Consider the following 17,297-nt stretch of genomic DNA (forward strand, 5'->3'; position numbering starts at 1 on the left):
CGGTTACCACGGTGTGATTCATGACTGGGGTGAAGTCGTAACAAGGTAGCCGTAGGGGAACCTGCGGCTGGATCACCTCCTTAATCGACGACATCAGCTGCTCCATAAGTTCCCACACGAATTGCTTGATTCATTGAAGAAGACGAAAGAAGCAGCCTGTATCGGTTTGTAGCTGAGTTGGTTAGAGCGTACCCCATGCTTTGTGGTTAAGAGCAGGGTGAGGTCGGCCTTAGTAGCTCGAAATTGGGTCTGTAGCTCAGTTGGTTAGAGCGCACCCCTGATAAGGGTGAGGTCGGCAGTTCGAATCTGCCCAGACCCACCAATTTTGTGTGGGAAACGCCTGTAGAAATACGGGGCCATAGCTCAGCTGGGAGAGCGCCTGCCTTGCACGCAGGAGGTCAACGGTTCGATCCCGTTTGGCTCCACCACTACTGCTTCTCTTGTATAAAGCTTAGAAATGAGCATTCCATCATGATGATGGTGAATGTTGATTTCTAGTCTTTGACTAGTTCGTTCTTTAAAAATTTGGGTATGTGATAGAAAGATAGACTGAACGTTACTTTCACTGGTAACGGATCAGGCTAAGGTAAAATTTGTGAGTTCTCTTAGTTGAGAAATTCGAATTTTCGGCGAATGTCGTCTTCACAGTATAACCAGATTGCTTGGGGTTATATGGTCAAGTGAAGAAGCGCATACGGTGGATGCCTTGGCAGTCAGAGGCGATGAAAGACGTGGTAGCCTGCGAAAAGCTTCGGGGAGTCGGCAAACAGACTTTGATCCGGAGATGTCTGAATGGGGGAACCCAGCCATCATAAGATGGTTATCTTGTACTGAATACATAGGTGCAAGAGGCGAACCAGGGGAACTGAAACATCTAAGTACCCTGAGGAAAAGAAATCAACCGAGATTCCCTTAGTAGTGGCGAGCGAACGGGGACTAGCCCTTAAGTGGCTTTGAGATTAGCGGAACGCTCTGGAAAGTGCGGCCATAGTGGGTGATAGCCCTGTACGCGAAAATCTCTTAGTCATGAAATCGAGTAGGACGGAGCACGAGAAACTTTGTCTGAATATGGGGGGACCATCCTCCAAGGCTAAATACTACTGACTGACCGATAGTGAACTAGTACCGTGAGGGAAAGGCGAAAAGAACCCCGGAGAGGGGAGTGAAATAGATCCTGAAACCGTATGCGTACAAGCAGTGGGAGCCCACTTTGTTGGGTGACTGCGTACCTTTTGTATAATGGGTCAGCGACTTATTTTCAGTGGCGAGCTTAACCGAATAGGGGAGGCGTAGCGAAAGCGAGTCTTAATAGGGCGTCTAGTCGCTGGGAATAGACCCGAAACCGGGCGATCTATCCATGGGCAGGTTGAAGGTTGGGTAACACTAACTGGAGGACCGAACCGACTACCGTTGAAAAGTTAGCGGATGACCTGTGGATCGGAGTGAAAGGCTAATCAAGCTCGGAGATAGCTGGTTCTCCTCGAAAGCTATTTAGGTAGCGCCTCATGTATCACTGTAGGGGGTAGAGCACTGTTTCGGCTAGGGGGTCATCCCGACTTACCAAACCGATGCAAACTCCGAATACCTACAAGTGCCGAGCATGGGAGACACACGGCGGGTGCTAACGTCCGTCGTGAAAAGGGAAACAACCCAGACCGTCAGCTAAGGTCCCAAAGTTATGGTTAAGTGGGAAACGATGTGGGAAGGCTTAGACAGCTAGGAGGTTGGCTTAGAAGCAGCCACCCTTTAAAGAAAGCGTAATAGCTCACTAGTCGAGTCGGCCTGCGCGGAAGATGTAACGGGGCTCAAACCATACACCGAAGCTACGGGTATCACCTTCGGGTGATGCGGTAGAGGAGCGTTCTGTAAGCCTGTGAAGGTGAGTTGAGAAGCTTGCTGGAGGTATCAGAAGTGCGAATGCTGACATGAGTAACGACAATGGGTGTGAAAAACACCCACGCCGAAAGACCAAGGTTTCCTGCGCAACGTTAATCGACGCAGGGTTAGTCGGTCCCTAAGGCGAGGCTGAAAAGCGTAGTCGATGGAAAACAGGTTAATATTCCTGTACTTCTGGTTATTGCGATGGAGGGACGGAGAAGGCTAGGCCAGCTTGGCGTTGGTTGTCCAAGTTTAAGGTGGTAGGCTGGAATCTTAGGTAAATCCGGGATTCTAAGGCCGAGAGCTGATGACGAGTGTTCTTTTAGAACACGAAGTGGTTGATGCCATGCTTCCAAGAAAAGCTTCTAAGCTTCAGGTAACCAGGAACCGTACCCCAAACCGACACAGGTGGTTGGGTAGAGAATACCAAGGCGCTTGAGAGAACTCGGGTGAAGGAACTAGGCAAAATGGCACCGTAACTTCGGGAGAAGGTGCGCCGGTGAGGGTGAAGGACTTGCTCCGTAAGCTCATGCCGGTCGAAGATACCAGGCCGCTGCGACTGTTTATTAAAAACACAGCACTCTGCAAACACGAAAGTGGACGTATAGGGTGTGACGCCTGCCCGGTGCCGGAAGGTTAATTGATGGGGTTAGCTAACGCGAAGCTCTTGATCGAAGCCCCGGTAAACGGCGGCCGTAACTATAACGGTCCTAAGGTAGCGAAATTCCTTGTCGGGTAAGTTCCGACCTGCACGAATGGCGTAACGATGGCGGCGCTGTCTCCACCCGAGACTCAGTGAAATTGAAATCGCTGTGAAGATGCAGTGTATCCGCGGCTAGACGGAAAGACCCCGTGAACCTTTACTATAGCTTTGCACTGGACTTTGAATTTGCTTGTGTAGGATAGGTGGGAGGCTTTGAAGCGTGGACGCCAGTTCGCGTGGAGCCATCCTTGAAATACCACCCTGGCAACTTTGAGGTTCTAACTCAGGTCCGTTATCCGGATCGAGGACAGTGTATGGTGGGTAGTTTGACTGGGGCGGTCTCCTCCTAAAGAGTAACGGAGGAGTACGAAGGTGCGCTCAGACCGGTCGGAAATCGGTCGTAGAGTATAAAGGCAAAAGCGCGCTTGACTGCGAGACAGACACGTCGAGCAGGTACGAAAGTAGGTCTTAGTGATCCGGTGGTTCTGTATGGAAGGGCCATCGCTCAACGGATAAAAGGTACTCCGGGGATAACAGGCTGATACCGCCCAAGAGTTCATATCGACGGCGGTGTTTGGCACCTCGATGTCGGCTCATCACATCCTGGGGCTGAAGCCGGTCCCAAGGGTATGGCTGTTCGCCATTTAAAGTGGTACGCGAGCTGGGTTTAGAACGTCGTGAGACAGTTCGGTCCCTATCTGCCGTGGACGTTTGAGATTTGAGAGGGGCTGCTCCTAGTACGAGAGGACCGGAGTGGACGAACCTCTGGTGTTCCGGTTGTCACGCCAGTGGCATTGCCGGGTAGCTATGTTCGGGAAAGATAACCGCTGAAAGCATCTAAGCGGGAAACTTGCCTCAAGATGAGATCTCACTGGAACCTTGAGTTCCCTGAAGGGCCGTCGAAGACTACGACGTTGATAGGTTGGGTGTGTAAGCGCTGTGAGGCGTTGAGCTAACCAATACTAATTGCCCGTGAGGCTTGACCATATAACACCCAAGCAATTTGCGTCGAAGAGACCAGATTGCGGTGTGTGAAGACGAAACGAACCGAAAGTTCGATGTTCACAAACACCGAAAGCTATCACATACCCAATTTGCTGAAGCGAGGCCATTTGGCCACGACTCAGTACCCGAATTTCTTGACGACCATAGAGCGTTGGAACCACCTGATCCCATCCCGAACTCAGCAGTGAAACGATGCATCGCCGATGGTAGTGTGGGGTTTCCCCATGTGAGAGTAGGTCATCGTCAAGATTAAATTCCGAAACCCCAATTGCGAAAGCAGTTGGGGTTTTGTTTTAGTAGAAGTAACTGTTTTTGCTGGCTCGTTACCGTGTTGACGGGCCAGATAAAGAATTTCTTGACGACCATAGAGCGTTGGAACCACCTGATCCCATCCCGAACTCAGCAGTGAAACGATGCATCGCCGATGGTAGTGTGGGGTTTCCCCATGTGAGAGTAGGTCATCGTCAAGATTAAATTCCGAAACCCCTGTCTGCTAACGCAGACAGGGGTTTTGTCATTTCAGGGCCTGCAAAACCGATGATCAGAAAGCTTTACGTGTCTTGCTGATACGTCGGGCCTGCCATTTGCGCCACCAGATGTAGACGCCAGTCCCCGACAAGTCTGCAATCAAAGCGGCTAGCACCGTGATCATCACTTACCCCTTAACACCAATGATTCGACCTCCATGTAACGGCACCTGCAACCGGTAAAACTGCTCTCCCAACGTCCCCTGCCCAGCAATCTCCTGCCCTGACAAGCGCCCGTCCGTACCATGAAATCACAACCAGAATTTGCAATTGCCGCTCCAACATTGCTCCTGAAAAACACCGTGACGAACGCTCTGGCACGCCGTTGGGCGGGAATCTGGCAGAAATACCATCCATTTCCTGTGTGGCCCTAAGATTTCTCCGACACGTGCCGACAGACTGGTGAGACATGCGTGCACCAAAGTAGAGCGGCTAGTAGAACGCTGCCTGCACTGTACATGGAATGTTGCATCCGGAACGCATCCCCACTTTTGGCATAAGAAGTCCCATGAAATGAATCTCAAGTTCAGCCATAAAATCCTGTTGGCCGCCTCGGGCGTCGTGGTCCTGGCGTTCGCGCTGTTCACCCTCTACAACGACTATCTGCAGCGAAACACCATTCGCCAGAACCTCCAGTCTTCCGTGCAGCAGGCCGGTGATCTGACCGCCAGCAGCGTGCAGAACTGGATGAGCGGGCGGATTCTGGTGCTGGAAAACCTCGCGCAGAACGTTGCCCATCAGGGCAAGGACGCGGATTTCCCGGGCCTGGTCGATCAACCAGCGTTCACCTCGAACTTCCAGTTCACCTATGTCGGTCAGGCCAACGGTGTGTTCACCCAGCGCCCTGACGCGAAGATGCCGGACGGCTATGACCCGCGTCAGCGCCCTTGGTACAAGCAAGCAGTCGCTGCCGACAAAACCATGCTGACGCCGCCGTACATGGCGGCCGTCGGTGGCTTGGTGGTAACCATCGCCATGCCGGTGAAAAAGAACGGCGAACTGCTCGGCGTCGTCGGTGGTGACCTGAGCCTGGAAACCCTGGTGAAGATCATCAACTCGGTGGACTTCGGTGGCCTTGGCCATGCGTTTCTGGTCAGCGCCGACGGTCAGGTGATCGTCAGCCCGGACAAAGATCAGGTCATGAAAAACCTGAAAGACATCTACCCGAACACCAGCGTGCGCATCGAGAAGGGCAACCAGAACGTCGTGCTCAACGGTCAGGAACGTATTCTGTCGTTTACCCCGGTCAGCGATCTGCCGAATGCGCAGTGGTACATCGGTCTGTCGATCGATCGCGATAAAGCCTACGCCGCACTCAGCCAATTCCGCACCTCGGCGCTGATCGCGATGTTTGTTGCTGTGGCTGCGATTGCGCTGCTGCTTAGCCTGTTGATCAATGTGTTGATGCGTCCGCTGACCACCATGGGTCGTGCGATGCAGGACATCGCTCAGGGTGAAGGCGATCTGACCCGTCGTCTGGTGGTTGAGAGCAAAGACGAATTCGGTGAATTGGGCAGCGCATTCAACCAGTTCGTTGAACGGATTCACGCGTCGATTTCCGAAGTGTCCTCGGCAACCCGCCACGTGCATGACTTGTCGCAGCGCGTGATGGCGTCGTCCAACGCTTCGATCGTCGGTTCTGACGAACAAAGCGCGCGCACCAACAGCGTGGCTGCCGCTATTAACGAGCTGGGCGCCGCCACTCAGGAAATTGCGCGCAACGCCGCCGATGCTTCGCAACACGCCAGCGGCGCCAGCGAGCAGGCTGATGACGGTCGTCAGGTGGTCGAGCAGACGATTCAAGCGATGACAGAGTTGTCGCAGAAGATCAGCCTGTCGTGCACGCAGATCGAAACCCTGAACGCCAGCACCGACAACATCGGCCACATCCTCGATGTGATCAAAGGGATTTCGCAGCAGACCAACCTGCTGGCACTTAACGCCGCAATCGAAGCGGCGCGTGCCGGTGAAGCCGGACGTGGTTTTGCCGTGGTGGCGGACGAGGTGCGAAACCTTGCCCATCGCACCCAGGAGTCGGCGGAAGAGATCCACAAAATGATCACGTCGTTGCAGATCGGTTCGCGGGAAGCGGTGACCACGATGAACGCCAGTCAGGTGTCCAGCGAGCAGAGCGTGGAAGTGGCCAATCAGGCCGGTTTGCGTCTGGTCAGCGTGACTCAACGCATCGGTGAAATCGACGGCATGAACCAATCGGTGGCAGCGGCCACTGAAGAGCAGACCGCGGTTGTGGAAACCCTCAACGTCGACGTTAACCAGATCAACCTGCTGAACCAGCAGAGCGTCGCCAACCTCAATGAAACGTTGAAGGATTGTGATGCGTTGTCGCAGCAGGCCAATCGTCTGAAGCAGTTGGTCGACAGCTTCAAGATCTGACCTGAAGTCAGACCGCGTTATCGTTTATCGCGAGCAGGCTCACTCCTACAAATTAACCGGGCTCCATCTGAAGGAACCCGATCAACTGTAGGAGTGAGCCTGCTCGCGATAGCGATCTAGAACTCCCCGCCAAGCTCAAGCCTTAAACAAACAGCTTCAGCACATTCCCCATCGCATCATCCGCAAACCCCTGCACAAAATCCTTGAACCCTGGCAGTGCCTCTTCACCGCCCGAAGCCGGCTCGGCAATGATCGTCCACGTCGCCCGAGACTTACCCGCGCCCAGCGATTCGACATTCATCGCCGCCCACAGATTCGCCACCCCCAACGTGTTGTAAATCGTCGTCCAGGTCATGCTTCGGGCCTGCTCATCGCGGGAGTTGAGTTGCTCGACCACCACGTTGCCATCCTTAAAGCATTTCTTGCGCAGCGAGGACACGCCCTCGCCGATTGTTTCGATGTGCGACAGCGCCGGAATGAAACGGTCGAATCCGCCGAAATCGCCGACCACCGCCCAGACCTGCGCCGCGTCTGCTGGCACTTCTACCGAAGACACTACGTGGCAGCCATGCGGGTTTTTGATCAGGGTGTCGGGTTGCAGAGTGCTCATGGTGTTGCTCCTGTTTGATGGATCAGATGAAGTTGATTTCTTTCAGGTAATCGCAGCCACGACGCAGCAGTGCCGGGGATTTCTGTGGGTAGTGCGCGCCCATCAACTGCACGCCGGCCTCAGCGTTGGCATGGCCAATCAGGGAGATGTCGCCGATGTCTTCTTCGAAGCCGTTGAGGTAGAAACCGAGCACGCCGAACAGCGCGTTGTCGGCATCGACGCGGTTTAGTTGCTGCTGCCAGTCGGCGACGCTGACCAGCGCGAACTCGCTGCCGGTTTCGCGGAACGAAGTGACGTAGGCGTCCCAGCTCAAAGGCTCGGGGTTATGCAGGTTGAACACCGCGCGGTCGGGCGAATAACGGCTGGCGTGGAAGGCGATGAAGCGGGCGAGAAAGTCCACCGGCATCAGGTCAAAATTCAGCGCGAAGGCCGGTACCTGGCCGAGCTGAATCGAGCCTTTGAGCATCAGCATCAAACGGTTTTTGTGCGGCTGACAAACGCCGCTCAAGCTGTTGAAACTGATATTGCCGGGGCGATACAGATTGACCCGGACGCCGCGCTCCCGCGCTCGTTCGAGGATGCGCTCGCCGACCCATTTCGACAGGTTGTAACCGTTGCGGATGTAGATCGGTGGCGTCGGCGCGGCGGGCAGTTCCAGCACCCGTCCCGCGTCGTCGACCGTGCTTGAGGCCGACAGTGTCGAGACGAAATTGAAAACCTTTTTGCTCTGCCCTTCGCACAAGCGCAGCAGGGCGAAAATCGGTTCGACGTTGTCCGCCGCCAGCGACTCGTAATCGAGTACGTGATTGACGTTAGCGGCGTTGTGCACCAGTGCGCCGAACTCGCGATCCAGGCGCTGATAGTCGTCGTCATTCAGGCCCAACTGCGGACGCGTAATATCCGCCGCGTAAACCCGCACACGACTCAGATCCAGATGCTCCAGGCGGTTTTCACGCAGTGACTCGGCAAAGCGTTGCGCCGCCGTTTTGCCGCCGCCGTCGCGCACCAGACACGCTACTTCGGTGGCACCCCAACCGAGCAGCGCCTCGACGATGTGCACGCCGACAAAGCTATTGGCGCCGGTGACGATGACTTTATGCACATCACCCATGCGGCTGATCGGCAGTGGCTCGATTTCCAGTGCACGCTCGGCGTCGGCCATGGCCTGGGCGCTGAGTACGGCGCTGTCATCGGTGCCGCGTACCAGCGTTGCCAGTTTGATGATGGTCGGCAGTTCGATGAAGCGATTGATCGAAATGCTACGCCCGAACTCCTCACGCAAACGCAGCAACATGCGCGAGAGCAGAATCGAGTGGCCACCGAGATTGAAGAAGCTTTCGTCGGTGGAAATGTCGCTGCTCGGCAGCTCCAGCAACTCCGCCCAGATCTCCAGCAACAGCGCTTCATCGGCATTCACCGGCAGGCATTTCGGCGCGTTGCCCTGCACGCTCACTGGCAGTTCCAGCAGTGCTTTGCGATCGACTTTGCCGTTGCTGGCGAACGGCATGTTCGCCAGCTCGGTCCACGCCACCGGTTGCATGTAGTCCGGCAAAAACTGTCTGGCGTGGGCTTTCAGCGCGTCGCGTGCGGTGTCCGATTGCGCTTGTGCGAGGAACGCGAGAATGCGCCGCTGACTGTCGATCACCACCGCCATTTGCCGGTACAACTGGCTCTCGCGCAGGCAGCGCTCGATCTCTTCCGGCTCGACCCGGAAGCCACGGATTTTTACCTGATTGTCGCGCCGCCCGCACAGTTCGATACCGTGCTCGCCCCACCTGGCCATGTCGCCGCTGCGGTAGGCGCGCAGCGTTTGGCCGTCCGGCAATTGCAGGGTCAGATAACGCTCGGCGGTCTGCGGCGGATTGTTCAGATAACCGAGGCAAACACCGGGGCCGATGATGAACAATTCGCCGACGGTGTGCTCCGCCACCGGTTGCAAATCGTCATCGAGAATCAGCACTTGGCTGTTGGCGATTGGTGCCCCGAGGGTGCGGTTACTGTCGCCCGGTTTGAGCTGGCGCGCGGTGATCAGTACGGTGGCTTCGGTCGGGCCGTAAAGGTTGTGCAGTGTGCCTTGACGGGTCAGTTGCTCAATGACAAACGGCTCGCAGACATCGCCGCCGGTCATCACTTGCACGCCTTCCAGTTGCTCCAGCGGCAGGATGCTCAACAGCGCCGGTGGCAGGAATGCGTGGGTCAGGTGTCGGCGGCGGATCAACGCGACCAGTTGCAATGGATCGCGCCGTTGCGTGTCGTCCGGCACCACCAGTTCGGCACCTTCCAGCAGGGTCGGGAAGATGTCGATCAGTGACGAATCGAAGCTCAGCGACGAGAACTGCAAGACCCGACTCTCGGCCTGCAATTGCACGTAATCGGCGTACCACGCGGTGAAGTGCGCGAGGTTGGCCTGACTGAGCAACACGCCTTTCGGATGTCCGGTGGTGCCCGAGGTATAGAGCGCCATGCACGGTGCATCAAGGTCGGGACGGCGGCGCATTAGCGGTTGGCTGAGATCTGCCTCTGAGCTGTCGATGCGGCTGACGTCCAGCCCCGCCATGGATGCGCTGAGCGGATGCTCGCCATCATGCAGCAACAGCAGCGCGCCAGCATTTTGCAGAATGTATTGCTGACGCTGTAACGGATGACTCGGCTCCAGCGGCAGATACACCGCGCCGCTGCCGAGGATCGCCAGAATCGAGGCGAACAGCGCCGGGCTTTTTGGCAGGCAAATGCCGACCACCCACGGTTTTGGCTGTTGCTCGAGCAAGGGCAGCAACCGCTGCTGAAGCGCACGACTGTGAGCGTGCAGTTGGCGATAGCTGATCGACTGTTCGGCGATGTGTAGCGCCGGGCGTTCAGCGTGGTGGATCAAGCTTCGTTGCAGGCGCTCGATCACCGGGATCTGCGCCTCTTCCAGCAGTGTGAGATTGGTCGTGTCGTTGCGGCGATGGACGTAAGCCAGGCTGTCGAGGAACAGCAGGTTTTCCATTCTCTCGAAATCCGGCGCAGTCACTGACGCGGCCTGCTGCAGATAGTCAGCATCACGGGAGAAGCGGCTGACCAGCAACGCCACTTCATCGACCACCTGCGTCAGCACCCGTTGCCGCAGCGCCTGCCCATTGCCGGACGGCTCATCGCCAATCGGCACGCGGCTGATCAGTGACGAGCCAAGGAAACACAGCAAATCGAGTGTCGGCAAACCGGCATGGCTCTGCACGCCGACACCCAAACGCAGATGCAGGTGCGGGATCGAGCAGAAATCGCCGGCGCCGATAAAACCATCGTCGATGATCAGATCCACCGTCGCTGCACCGGCAGCGCTGCGCTGCAATGAGTGACCGTGTTGTTCCAGTTCCTGCGCCAGGTCGGTCATCGCCTGGCTGGCGCCAATCAGCAAAATGTCGAGACGTTTCATGTCGGCCTCCTCATCAAACCAGGTAATCGCGTAACGCGTGCTGCACGCACGGCGTGTCGAGCAGCGAGCTGTTGTGGAAGAACTTGACGATGTTGCCCACCAGCGGATGGTGGCGATTGATCGGGAACGCGAGCCCGGCCATCTCGTCCCTGAGCGAGCGGCGGGTGGTCTCGCTGACCGGCAGTGCGTCGATCAGGCGCAGGTCGAAGGCTTTCTGGATGTCGTTGGTCAGGTAATGGCCGATGAACACCGGCAGAATCTGCGCGATGGTTTCGCGATCCGCCGCGTTGGCGGTGTGCCAATAGATGCGCACCATCCGCGCCCAGAAACTCGAATGGCGACCTTCATCGAGCAAGTGATCGGCCATCAGGCCTTTGATCGACGGCTTGACCGTGTCGTCGCGTGCGAACGCCGCGACATCACCGGTCACGGTGTTTTCGGCGATGGCCACGCAGATCAATTCGACCGCGCTGCGCAGGTGCTCTGGCGCCAGCGCTACTGCCGCAGGAATCGCCCGGCTCAGTTCGATTTCATCGGGGAGCTGAATCGGTTCGATGCCGGTCATCGCCACTGTTTGCTGCATGAAATCCATCGCCACGAGGGCGTGGTAATCCTCGTCGACCACCACGGTCATCGCGTCGTAACGACAGGCAAACGGGAAGGCCACGGCGAAGCGATTCTTGGCGATGCTGCGCGCGGTCTTGTCGACGATCTCGGTCTCGAAAATCACCACGTCGTTGATGAATTTGTACAGCGTCTGTACCAAGGCGAAATCACGCTGTTGCGGGCACTCGCGCAGGAAGGTTTCGCTGAGTACCAGCGGCTGACGACTGAGCGGATAGATCAGCCGTTCGTCGTCTTCGAGTACGCGTCGCGGGCGGGTGCGGATGGTCGCGCGATTCTCCCAGGCGTCGGCAAAGGATTGATAGTCAGCAGCGTTCATTGGGTCACCTCTGCCAACGGCTCGCGCATGCTTACGCGCAGGCCGTCCCACAAGGCGATACGGCTTTCCACGGCGGCAATGGCGCTGGCGTAGACCTCGGCTTCACGTTGCGGGTCGCCGTCGACCAGGCGCTCGAGCAGGTGTTCGGCCGCCGGGCCGTGGTCTTCGGAGTCGACCTCGATGTGCCGTTCCAGGTAATAGCGAAAGGTCGGCGCCTGTTCGATACCGATGCCCCAGTCGTCAAGAATGCGCTGGAACATGGTCGGGATCACGCTCTCGCGACCATGCAGAAACGCCGCCGCCACGCTGTGTCCCGGAGCATGCAGGGCGGTACGCAAAGTATCGCGGACAAACTGCGCGGCAGCCGGATCAACCTCGACGCTTTGCAGCGCGACGTCATAGCTCACGCCTTCCTGTTGCAGGGCGACAAAGCGCTCTACGGCGGTGGTACTCGCGCCGATTTCGCGCATCGCATCCAAGTACAACTCGAAATGGCTGTAATGCCCCTCGGTCAGGCGATCATCCGATTCTTCACCGAGAACGATCTCGTTGATCAACCGCGCGGCGTGAGGGTCACGCGGCGGTAGCCAGGGCAAACGCGTGCAGGTCAGTTCCTGCTGCAGGCGTTTGGTCAGCGACATGAAATCCCACACGGCAAATACATGGGTTTCCATGAAACGACGCAATACCGATAACGACGTGATCTCGGAAAAGATCGGGTGAATGCTAAGTTCGGCTTTCTTCAGGGTGAGTTGGTGCTTAGTGGGCATCATGATGTCCTTTATCGTTGATATTAAATGGAACTGCTCTGCAACTGCGCAATCAATGGAATTACGACTTACTTGTTTTCTGTCGACGGACGACAGCCTTCCTTCCTGATAGGTAAGTGCGGATCGATATACCTTTGACATGACTTCATGTCTGCCCATAAAGCGCTGCTGCTCCGCAGGCATTGGGCTGCTGCCGAGGTGAAGGGTGAAGTTCAAACTTGGCGAAGAAAAGCTAATACACCGACAAAGTGTTTAACAAGTATATTTTTAATTATTTTAAGTTAGCTGTTTTTTGAAGTTGAGTTGTTCCAATAAAACTTTCAAATAAAGTTTTATTTGGGCGTAGTTGCTCCTTTCGGCGAATAACGGCCAAAATTGCTCAAGAAGAGTGAATGCCTCACTCGAAGCAACTTTCCAGTAATAAGAGTTGAATGATTTAAAAGGGGCGGAAGTTGGCCGTGACCCCGCGCCATGACTTCCTTTTTCCCGTGGCAAGGCTCCTTCCGTAGGTTCCTGGTGCGGGGACTGCGCCGGCAGGGCGGCGCGTCGCCCGTTCTTTATGGGGTGGCGGCTCAAGAGTGCGGGTAAATTTGCGCCACGGCTATGACCGATTCATCAGCGGTAACTTGCAAATATCGGACTGAACGGCGCAGGGAGGTTAGAGCGGACATGTGGATCCGCCCAGCAGAGGGCTGGCGGATCGCTTGGGGATTTGTAAGCGGGTGATTCGCGGGGCGGTGCGCGCTCAGCGCGCAGCTTGGCGGTTTTGCGCGGCAGGGGTAGCGAGATAACGAGTAATCACTTCGACACCGCGATTGAGGTGCTGCTCGAGGAGTTTGATCGACAGTTCAGTGTCGCGATCCAGCACGGCTTGCAACATCGCCCGATGATCGTCCTGGGACAATTTGCCCAGGCCCATGGCCTCAAGGTTGAAGCGCAGAAAACGCTCCTCTTCGTTTAGCCCGTCTTCAACCAGTCGCAGTAAGCGTTGGTTGGGCGCCTTGCTGTACAGGGCCATGTGGAACAAACGGTTGAGTCGGCCGATTTCCGTGTAGTCGTGTTGCGCCTCGAGCTCTTCGATGTACCCGGCTGCGCGTGCGTGGTCGGCAGCGGTCAGCAGCGGAATCGATTGCCGCATGGCTTCGGATTCGAGCAGGATGCGCAGCTCGTAGGTTTCGGTAGCATCACCCTGAATCAATGGCGCAACCACTGCACCTTTATGCGTAGTAACGCTCAGCAGTTCTTGGGCTTCGAGCTGGCGCAACGCTTCGCGCACCGGCATGCGGCTGACACCGAAAAGGTCGGCCAGATCCTGCTGGCGCAGCGCCGTGCCACAGGGCAGACGACCGTCGAGGATTGCTGAGCGCAGGGTTTCTTCGATCACCGAACGGGCCAGATGAGCAGGAATCGGTCCATCGACTTTAATGCTGTGCAACGGTTTGGGCTTCTGTGTCACGACTACGCACCCTGTATGTCGGCCTGGTTTGGATCCAAATGACACTAGTGATTGCTCTACAGGTTGTCAAACCTTGTAAAACATCGCTGTGCCAACTGAAGTTTAGCGTGCCGAGTATGATCTCATGGTGCCATTGTTTTTTGTCGGGCTAAGCTTCACCATCAAACGCTTTCCTTCCTGCCCCCTGGAAACCTGCTGTGGCGGTACGTTTCGCGATCCCCCGGACTCTGCGCTGGCTAGGCTGCGCACTGCTGCTGGCCGGCGTCATGCTGGGCGGTCTGCATGCCGATTGGGATTTTTCCACGATCAGCCGCAAAGCCACGGCACTCTACGGGCCGCTGGGTGCCGGCCAGCAGCGCATTGATGCCTGGCAGAATCTGTTGGCCACGCAGAAACAGGTCAGCGAGATGGAAAAGCTCAAAGTGGTGAACCTGTTCTTCAACAAACAGGTGCGCTATGTCGAAGACATCGATCTGTGGCACGAGGTCGATTACTGGGAAACGCCGATCGAGGCGCTGTGGAAGGGCGCCGGCGACTGCGAAGACTATGCGATCGCCAAGTATTTCAGCTTGCGTCACCTCGGGGTTTCCAGTGACAAGCTGCGCATTACTTATGTCAAAGCGTTGCGCCAGAACCGCGCGCATATGGTCCTGACTTACTATTCCACCCCCGATGCCATGCCTCTGGTGCTCGACAGCCTGATCGATCCGATCCAGCCGGCGTCGCAGCGAACCGATTTGCTGCCGGTCTACTCTTTTAATGCTGAAGGGTTGTACCTGCCAGGCGCCAAGGGCAACAAGAAGGTCGGAGATACCAAACGCCTGTCACGCTGGCAGGATGTGTTGAAGAAAATGCAGGCCGAAGGTTTCCCGGTCGAAACGACTAACTAGGAGCATGCGCTCAGATGTCTTTGTTCAAACAGCTGTTGATCGCTATCTGTCTGTTCCTGGTGGTCGCCTTCACCGGCAGCTTCATGGTCAGTCTGGAGAGCTCGCGCACCCAGTACGTCAACCAGTTGCGTTCCCACGCCCAGGACGCCGCGACGGCGCTGGCGTTGTCGCTGACGCCGAATATCGACGACCCGGCCATGGTCGAGTTGCTGGTCAGCTCGATTTTCGACAGCGGTTATTACGCGAGCATCCGCGTGGTCGATCTGAAGACTGACCAGACGATTGTTGAGCGCAACGGCATTCCGGCCGTCACCAATGTGCCGGACTGGTTCGTCAAGCTGATCGGGCTGGAGCCGGCCGGTGGCGACGCGCTGGTCAGCCGTGGCTGGGAGCAGGCGGCGCGGGTCGAGGTAGTCAGCCATCCGATGTTTGCTGTGGCCAAATTGTGGCAGAGCGCATTGGGTAGCCTTGGCTGGCTGCTGATCTGCGGGGCGATCAGTGCCGTGCTTGGCGCGCTGCTACTGCGTCGGCAATTGAAGCCACTGGATTACATGGTCAAGCAGTCCCACGCCATCGCCCGTCGCGAATTCCTCAGCCTGCCGGAATTGCCGCGCACACCTGAATTGCGCCGCGTGGTGCAGGCGATGAACCAGATGGTCGAGAAGCTCAAGGCGCTGTTCCAGGAGCAGGCCGAACGTAGCGAAAAACTGCGCGCCGAGTCCTATCAGGACAATCTCACCGGGCTGGCCAACCGACGTTATTTCGAGATGCAGCTGCACAACCGGGTGAGCAACCCGGAGCAGGCCAGTTCCGGTTATCTGCTGCTGTTGCGGGTCAAGGATCTGGCCGGGCTCAACCAGCGCTTGGGCGGTCAGCGCACCGATGAATTGTTGAAGGCTGTTGGCGAACAACTGTCCCGCGAATGCGCCAAATACCCGGAAACCCAGAACCTCGTCACCCGTATTCGTGGCGGTGAGTTTGCCGTGCTGGCGCCGGGGCTGGTTCGTGAGGAAGCGCTGCAACTGGCGCAGAACCTCGACAGCGCTTTGAGCAGTCTGCACGCCACCGGGGCGACCGACGTGGCTGCCGTGGCGTCGATCGGCCTGGCGCCGTTCACCCACGGTGATTCACCGCAACAAGTACTGACGCTCGGCGATCAGGCGCTGGCGCAAGCTGAAGGTCAGGGCGAGCAGAATTGGGCGTGCATCGATCAGAGCCTGACGGCGGATGTCGGCGACGATCACCATGCCTGGCATCGCTTGCTCGATCAGGCCTTGAGTCAGCAGCGTTTCGAGCTGTATTTCCAACCAGTGGTTGCCGCTGCAGACACGCAGCTGGTGCTGCATTACAAAGTGCTCTCGCGCCTGCTCGATGATCAGGGCAAGACCATCCCGGCCGGGCGCTTCCTGCCGTGGCTGGAACGCTTCGGCTGGACTGCACGGCTTGACCGCTTGATGCTCGAACGCGTGCTGGAGCAGATGAAAGGGCACGAAGATTCGCTGGCGCTGAACTTGTCCTCGGCGACCCTGGCTGATCCGCAGGCACTGAACAAAGTCTTCGAGATTCTGCGCGCGCATTCCAACCTGGGCGAGCGCTTGACCCTGGAAATCGGCGAGGAGCAATTGCCCGAACAAGCGGTGCTGGAGCAGTTGACCCGGCGCCTGCGCGAACTCGGTTTCTCTCTGAGCCTGCAACGCTTTGGTGGTCGCTTCAGCATGATCGGCAACCTGGCGCGGCTGGGGCTGGCGTACTTGAAGATCGATGGCAGTTACATTCGTGCGATTGATCAGGAGAGTGACAAGCGTCTGTTTATCGAGGCGATCCAGCGTGCGGCGCACAGCATTGATCTGCCGCTGATTGCCGAGCGGGTCGAGACGGAAGGGGAGTTGTCGGTGATTCGCGAGATGGGCTTGTATGGGGTTCAGGGGCAGTTGTTTGGTGAGCCTCGGCCTTGGCGGTGAGATTGCAAAAGCCATCCTCACCCTAGCCCTCTCCCAGAGGGAGAGGGGACTGATCGTGGGATATTGATGTAATACGCCGACGTGAACGATTTGCGCTGAATCCATAATCGACTCGATTTCTCAGGTCGATGTATAGCGCCAGACTCCTCGGTCGACCCCTCTCGGTCAGGGAGAGGGGACTGATTGGGGGATATTCGGGAAATACGCCGACGTGAGCGATTTGCGCTGAATCCATAATCGACCCGGTTTTTCAGGTCGATGTATGACGCCAGACACCTCGGTCGGCCCCCTCTCCCTCGGGGAGAGGGCTGGGGTGAGGGTAGGCTTTTGATACCGGGTGGATCAGATCAACCCGCCCTCATCCTCATCGATCAACTGGCTCAACCCGCCCAACGCCTCACGCGCCTGGGTCCGGTCCATCAACTTGGCCTGAGCCGCCGGCGGCAGGTCGGTGACGCGGATCACGCCCTTCTGGGTCAGCACCTGAATCAGGTCGTCGAGTACCCGAATCATTTCGAAGTCGCTCTGCTTGAGCTGTTTCAGGCTGGTTTCCACCACTTCATTGGCGAACCAGGCCTGGATTTCATGGCTGTCGGCCGGCAGCGTTTCCGTGGCCTCGGCGTAGGCCGCGGCTTCCACGCGAATCAACAGACCTTGCGCATCGCGTTGCACGTAAAACATTGAGCATCCCTCAGAAATGAACCAGCGTCATGCTGTCAGCAGCATAGCCAACTGTGCGCGAGTA

General features: G+C 57.1%; 9 protein-coding genes, 2 tRNA genes, 4 rRNA genes and 1 pseudogene (1 of these 16 only partly in view). 9 read left to right on the top strand and 7 right to left on the bottom strand.

Annotated elements, in window-relative coordinates:
- The 6 genes from LOY43_RS00605 to rrf (LOY43_RS00630) form a co-directional block, all read left to right on the top strand.
- Positions 1 to 83, top strand: a 16S ribosomal RNA gene (locus LOY43_RS00605); it begins 1,454 nt to the left of the window's first position.
- A 162-nt stretch (positions 84 to 245) separates the two neighbouring features.
- A tRNA-Ile gene (locus LOY43_RS00610) sits at positions 246 to 322 on the top strand.
- A 30-nt stretch (positions 323 to 352) separates the two neighbouring features.
- Positions 353 to 428: transfer RNA gene (locus LOY43_RS00615), tRNA-Ala, on the top strand.
- Positions 429 to 674: 246 nt separating this feature from the next.
- A 23S ribosomal RNA gene (locus LOY43_RS00620) occupies positions 675 to 3,568 on the top strand.
- A gap of 151 nt (positions 3,569 to 3,719) precedes the next feature.
- Positions 3,720 to 3,835: ribosomal RNA gene (gene rrf, locus LOY43_RS00625) — 5S ribosomal RNA — on the top strand.
- Between the two features lie 105 nt (positions 3,836 to 3,940).
- Positions 3,941 to 4,056 (top strand): 5S ribosomal RNA (gene rrf, locus LOY43_RS00630).
- The 16S, 23S and 5S rRNA genes sit together here with 2 tRNA genes alongside, the layout of an rRNA operon.
- Positions 4,057 to 4,127: 71 nt before the next feature.
- On the opposite strand, the pseudogene LOY43_RS00635 reads toward rrf (LOY43_RS00630), so the two are convergent.
- Positions 4,128 to 4,364, bottom strand: a pseudogene (locus LOY43_RS00635) (PepSY domain-containing protein); the annotation flags it as partial.
- 262 nt (positions 4,365 to 4,626) lie between these two features.
- Here LOY43_RS00635 and LOY43_RS00640 point away from each other — a divergent pair.
- On the top strand, positions 4,627 to 6,507 hold the full coding sequence (locus LOY43_RS00640) for a methyl-accepting chemotaxis protein (RefSeq protein ID WP_095051117.1): 1,881 nt from the start codon (positions 4,627 to 4,629) through the stop codon (positions 6,505 to 6,507).
- A 142-nt stretch (positions 6,508 to 6,649) separates the two neighbouring features.
- On the opposite strand, the gene LOY43_RS00645 is transcribed toward LOY43_RS00640, so the two are convergent.
- The 5 genes from LOY43_RS00645 to LOY43_RS00665 all read right to left on the bottom strand — a co-directional run bounded on the left by LOY43_RS00645 (position 6,650) and on the right by LOY43_RS00665 (position 13,701).
- Complete coding sequence (locus tag LOY43_RS00645) at positions 6,650 to 7,117, bottom strand: SRPBCC family protein (protein WP_095051118.1); 468 nt, start codon at positions 7,115 to 7,117, stop codon at positions 6,650 to 6,652.
- Positions 7,118 to 7,139: 22 nt separating this feature from the next.
- Entirely contained in the window at positions 7,140 to 10,532 is a 3,393-nt protein-coding gene (locus LOY43_RS00650) for an amino acid adenylation domain-containing protein (protein WP_258709049.1), read from the bottom strand.
- A gap of 13 nt (positions 10,533 to 10,545) precedes the next feature.
- Entirely contained in the window at positions 10,546 to 11,475 is a 930-nt protein-coding gene (locus tag LOY43_RS00655) for a diiron oxygenase (protein ID WP_095126617.1), read from the bottom strand.
- On the bottom strand, positions 11,472 to 12,248 hold the full coding sequence (locus tag LOY43_RS00660) for a DUF3050 domain-containing protein (RefSeq protein ID WP_095051121.1): 777 nt from the start codon (positions 12,246 to 12,248) through the stop codon (positions 11,472 to 11,474). Before LOY43_RS00660 ends, LOY43_RS00655 begins: the two co-directional genes overlap by 4 nt.
- A 742-nt stretch (positions 12,249 to 12,990) precedes the next feature.
- Positions 12,991 to 13,701 carry a GntR family transcriptional regulator gene (locus LOY43_RS00665; RefSeq protein WP_095126616.1) on the bottom strand — a complete coding sequence of 237 codons (711 nt, stop codon included), beginning with the start codon at positions 13,699 to 13,701 and terminating at the stop codon, positions 12,991 to 12,993.
- A 197-nt stretch (positions 13,702 to 13,898) separates the two neighbouring features.
- Here LOY43_RS00665 and lapG point away from each other — a divergent pair, with 197 nt between their 5' ends.
- A complete protein-coding gene (lapG, locus tag LOY43_RS00670) occupies positions 13,899 to 14,591 on the top strand; it encodes a cysteine protease LapG (protein ID WP_258709050.1) in 693 nt (230 codons plus the stop codon).
- A 14-nt stretch (positions 14,592 to 14,605) separates the two neighbouring features.
- Positions 14,606 to 16,552: a cyclic di-GMP receptor LapD gene (lapD, locus tag LOY43_RS00675; protein WP_095051123.1), complete on the top strand. Its 1,947-nt coding sequence runs from the start codon at positions 14,606 to 14,608 to the stop codon at positions 16,550 to 16,552.
- A gap of 342 nt (positions 16,553 to 16,894) precedes the next feature.
- On the opposite strand, the gene LOY43_RS00680 is transcribed toward lapD, so the two are convergent.
- Positions 16,895 to 17,233 (bottom strand): hypothetical protein, encoded by a 339-nt coding sequence (locus LOY43_RS00680; protein WP_007918987.1) that lies wholly within the window; start codon positions 17,231 to 17,233, stop codon positions 16,895 to 16,897.
- Positions 17,234 to 17,297 lie beyond the last annotated feature (64 nt).

It is taken from the genome of Pseudomonas sp. B21-041, assembly GCF_024748675.1.
Taxonomy (GTDB): Bacteria; Pseudomonadota; Gammaproteobacteria; order Pseudomonadales; family Pseudomonadaceae; genus Aquipseudomonas; species Aquipseudomonas neuropathica.

Bases quoted from the DNA above. Each gene is read 5' to 3' on its own strand.
- lapD (WP_095051123.1), top strand. From the start codon at position 14,606: ATGTCTTTGTTCAAACAGCTGTTGATCGCTATCTGTCTGTTCCTGGTG.
- LOY43_RS00655 (WP_095126617.1), bottom strand. From the start codon at position 11,475: ATGAACGCTGCTGACTATCAATCCTTTGCCGACGCCTGGGAGAATCGC.
- LOY43_RS00680 (WP_007918987.1), bottom strand. From the start codon at position 17,233: ATGTTTTACGTGCAACGCGATGCGCAAGGTCTGTTGATTCGCGTGGAA.
- LOY43_RS00660 (WP_095051121.1), bottom strand. From the start codon at position 12,248: ATGATGCCCACTAAGCACCAACTCACCCTGAAGAAAGCCGAACTTAGC.
- LOY43_RS00650 (WP_258709049.1), bottom strand. From the start codon at position 10,532: ATGAAACGTCTCGACATTTTGCTGATTGGCGCCAGCCAGGCGATGACC.
- LOY43_RS00640 (WP_095051117.1), top strand. From the start codon at position 4,627: ATGAATCTCAAGTTCAGCCATAAAATCCTGTTGGCCGCCTCGGGCGTC.
- LOY43_RS00645 (WP_095051118.1), bottom strand. From the start codon at position 7,117: ATGAGCACTCTGCAACCCGACACCCTGATCAAAAACCCGCATGGCTGC.